The organism is Streptomyces sp. CoH27 (assembly GCF_020181035.1).
Classification (GTDB): domain Bacteria; phylum Actinomycetota; class Actinomycetes; order Streptomycetales; family Streptomycetaceae; genus Streptomyces; species Streptomyces camelliae.
The window spans coordinates 1-4,458 of the sequence record NZ_JAIQYY010000086.1 but is presented as its reverse complement, the minus strand read 5'-3'; the positions used below and the strand labels follow the sequence as shown (position 1 = coordinate 4,458).

At 75.4% G+C, this 4,458-nt stretch carries 1 protein-coding gene; it reads left to right on the top strand.

Annotated elements, in window-relative coordinates; genetic code table 11:
• Window positions 1-184 precede the first annotated feature (184 nt).
• A partial coding sequence (locus LE548_RS45050; protein ID WP_308031252.1) for an SDR family NAD(P)-dependent oxidoreductase occupies window positions 185-4,458 on the top strand: 4,274 nt, incomplete at its 3' end.

The window sequence follows — 4,458 nt, the reverse complement described above, 5'->3', positions numbered from 1 at the left end:
GTACTGGGTGCGGCAGATCCGTGAGCCGGTCCGTTTCTTTGATGGTGTGCGGGCGTTGGAGGCGGAGGGGGTCACGGCCTACCTCGAACTGGGTCCGGATGCGGCGTTGACGGGTGCGGTTCTGGCGAGTGTGGCGGATTCCGGGGCTTTGGCGGTGGCGGCGGCTCGTCGTGACCGTGGTGAGGTGGCCACGCTGCTCGCAGCGCTGGCCGCGCTGCACACGCACGGCGTGACCGTCGACTGGTCGACGGCCTACGCCGGCCTGGTCGACGAGGACCGGTCAGCGCCGGTGGAGTTGCCCACCTACCCCTTCGAGCACCAGCGCTACTGGGCGGACGGCACGGGTGCCACCGCCTCGGTGACGTCGGCCGGACTTGAGACGGTCGAGCACGCGGTGCTGTCGGCGGCCGTCGACCTGGCGGACGCGGACGGCCTGGTGCTGACCGGCCGTTTCGCCCTCCGTGAGCAGGAATGGCTGGCCGACCACACGATCGTCGGCACGGTCGTCGTGCCCGGTACGGCGTTCGTGGAACTCGCCGTACGCGCCGCCGACCGGGTGGGCTGCGACGAGGTCGAGGAACTGGTCCTGGAGTCGCCGCTGGTGATGTCGGACCAGGAGACCGTCGACCTGCAGATCGTGCTGGGGCAGCCCGACGGTGCCGGTCGGCGCACCCTCGGCATCCACAGCCGCCCCGGTGGCGCGACCGGCCGCACCGCGCCGTGGACCCGGCACGCCACCGGTGTCCTCGCGCCCGGTACCCCGGTGCCCGAAGCCGACCTGACGGCCTGGCCGCCGCAGGCCCCGGAACTGCCCGTCAGCGACGCCTACCAGCGGCTGGCCGCGCACGGTCTCGGCTACGGACCGGCACTGCGCGGCATGACCCGCGCCTGGGGCAGCGGGGACGACCTGTGGGCCGACGTCGAACTGCCCGCCGGCACCTCGGCCGCCGGGTACGGCCTGCACCCCGCGCTGATGGATGCGGCGCTCCATCCGTTCGCGCTGCTCGCGGTCGAGGGCGTCGGAGCGGACACCGCTCCGGTCCGGCTGCCCTTCTCCTGGAGCGGCGTCCGGCTGCACGCGTCCGGCGCCACCGCGCTGAGGGTGCACCTCGCACGCCGGGGCGAGGACGCGGTGACCCTGGAGGTGGCCGACGCTGCGGGCACGCCGGTCGCGTCGGTGGCGTCCTTGGTGTTCCGGGCCATCGCGCCGGAACAGCTGAGTGCCGCCGGTGCCCGGCGGCACGACACCCTGTTCACCACCGTGTGGAGTCCCGTACCGGCCGGCCCGTCCAGCGGCCCGCGAGTGGCGCTCCTCGGCCCGGACGACCTGGGACTGACGGGCGTGGAGCGCCACCCGACGCCCGCGGCACTGGCCGAGGCGGCCGCCGTCGGGGCCCGGCTGCCCGATGTCGTACTGGCGGCTGTCGGCCCGACGGACCGGACGGGCGCACCCGCCGAAGGTCCGGCCCAGGGGTCCGTACCCGCCGCCGTCCACGACACCGTCTCCCACGTGCTGACGCTGCTCCAGGAGTGGGTGGCCGACGAGCGGCTGGACGGCTGCCGGCTGGCTCTGGTGAGCCGCGGCGCGGTCGCCGCCGACGCCGGGACCGGTCCGGACGATCCGGTGGCCGCTGCGGTGTGGGGACTGGTCCGCGCGGCGCAGGCCGAGCACCCGGGCCGGTTTCTGCTGCTGGACCTGGACGACGATCCGGCCTCGGCGCGCGCCGTGCTGACCGCGCCCGGCGTCGACGAACCCCAACTGTCCATCAAGGGCGGCACGTTGTACGCCCCCAGGCTGGCCCGGGCGCAGCTCGGCGGCCGGCTCCTGCCGCCGGCGGACGCACCGGCCTGGCGGCTGGACGCCGTACCCAGGGGTTCGCTCGCCAACCTGGCGCTGGTGCCGGCTGCGACCTCGGCCGAGGCACCCGCTGCCGGGCGGGTACGGATCGCGGTCCGGGCCGCGGCCCTGGACAACCAGGACGTGCTCGCGGCCCTCGGCATGGTGCCCGGTGAGGCGCCGCTGGGCGTGGAGGGCGCCGGAATCGTGACCGAGGTCGGTCCCGGCGTCACCGGATTCGCCCCCGGGGACCGGGTGTTCGGTCTGTTCCCCGGTGCCGTCGCTTCCCTCGCGGAGACCGACCACCGGCTCCTCGCGCCGATACCCGCCGGCTGGACGTACACGCAGGCCGCGACCTTGCCCCTCACCTCGCTCGCGGCCCACCGGGCCCTGCGCGAGCTCGCCGACGGCCGGCCGGGGCGGACGCTGCTGGTGCGCGCGGCGGACACCGGGGCGGGCCGGGCGGTGGTGCGTCTGGCCCGGCACTACGGCTGGGAGGTCCAGGCGGTGGCCGCGGAGTCCACGGCGGCCACCGAAAGCCCGTCCGACGCGGTCCTCGACGCCGCCGAACTCCCGCAGTGGCCGGACCGGCACACTCCGGAGGAGGCTCTGGCGGCGTTCGCGGAACTGGTGCCGCTGTGGACGGGGGGCGTGCTCACCCCGCTGCCGGCTGCGGTGCGTGAGGTGGCCGGCGTCCGTGAGTCGCTGAGCCTGCTCAACGAGACCGGGCAGGCCCGGAAGGTCGTCCTGGCCATCCCGGCCGCACCCCGGCCCGAGGGCACCGTGCTGATCACCGGCGGCACCGGCGGACTCGGTGCTCTGCTCGCCCGCCACCTGGTCGCTGTGCAGGGCGTACGGCATCTGCTGCTGACCAGCAGACGCGGTCCGCAGGCTCCGGGTGCGGCAGAACTCGCGACGGAGTTGCGTGCGTCGGGTGCCGAGGTGACCGTCGTCGCCTGTGATGTGGCGGACCGGGCGGCGCTGGCCGCGCTGCTGGAGACGGTTCCCGCCGAGCATCCGCTGACCGCCGTCGTGCACGCGGCCGGCGTCCTCGACGACGCCACGCTGAGCGCACTGACCCCCGGCCGACTGGCTTCCGTGCTGGCCCCCAAGGCCGACGCCGCCTGGCACCTGCACGAACTGACCCGCGGCCTCGACCTGGCCTCCTTCACGCTGTTCTCCTCGCTGGCCGGCGTCCTGGGCAACGCGGGACAGGGCAACTACGCGGCGGCCAACGCCGTCCTCGACGCGGTCGCCGCGCGCCGCCGCGCCGAGGGACTTCCCGCGACGTCGCTCGCCTGGGGTCCCTGGGCCACCGACGGGATGGCCGGCGATCTCGACGCGGCCGACCGCGAGCGGCTGGCCCGGCTCGGCACGGTACCGCTGACGGCCGACGAGGGCCTCGCCCTGTTCGACGCGGCGGCCGGTCTGCCCGGAGCGTTCGTGGCGGCCCGCCTGGCGCCGCCCCGGCACCCGGACGGCGAGGTGCCGCATCTGCTGCGCGGCCTGCTCCCGCGTCCGGTCCGCCGGGCTGCCCAAGCGGCGTCCGCACCGCGCTCCGCGCTCACCGACCGGCTGGCCCGGCTGCCCGAGGCCGCCCGGGCGCAGGCCCTGACCGACCTGGTCCGCGAGCAGGTCGCGGACGTCCTCGGACACTCCGGGCCCGCCACCGTCGACCCGGGACGGCCCTTCAAGGAGTCCGGTTTCGACTCGCTCACCGCCGTCGAACTGCGCAACCGCCTGGACGCGGCGACCGGGCTGCGACTGCCCGCGACGCTGGTCTTCGACCACCCCACCCCCGAGGCCGTCGCCGCCCTGCTGCACGAACGGCTCGCGCCCTGCGGACCGCAGCCCGCCCTTCCCGACGCCGACGTCACGGCGACCGCGGACGACGACGCCATCGCCATCATCGCCATGAGCTGCCGCTACCCCGGCGGCGCGAACGACCCCGAGGACCTGTGGCGGCTGGTCGCGGACGGCCGGGACGCGACCTCCGCGTTCCCGGCCGACCGCGGCTGGCGCGTCGAGGACCTCTACGACGCGAACCCGGACGCCCTGGGCACCGCGTACACGCGGCGCGGCGGCTTCATCGACCACGCCGACGCCTTCGACGCCGCGTTCTTCGGCATCTCGCCACGAGAGGCCCTGGCCATGGATCCGCAGCAGCGGCTGCTGCTGGAGACCGCCTGGGAGGTCTTCGAACGGGCCGGCATCGACCCCGCTGCGGTGCGGGGCAGCGACACCGGCGTGATCCTCGGCGTCGTACCGGCCGAGTACGTCACGCGCCCGCCGGGCACCCCGCACGATCTGGAGGGCTACCTGCTGACCGGCAACACCACCAGTGTCGCCGCCGGACGCGTGGCCTACACATTCGGCCTCCAGGGCCCCGCCTTCACCGTCGACACGGCGTGCTCCTCGTCCCTCGTGGCGCTGCACCTGGCCGCCCGTGCGCTGCGCAACGGCGAGTGCTCACTGGCTCTCACCGGAGGGGCCACGGTCATCGCCAGCCCTACGGTGTACGTCGAGTTCAGCCGCCAGCGCGCGCTCTCACCGGACGGCCGCTGCCGGGCGTTCGCGGCGGGCGCGGACGGTACGGGCTTCGCCGAGGGCGCGGGCATGCT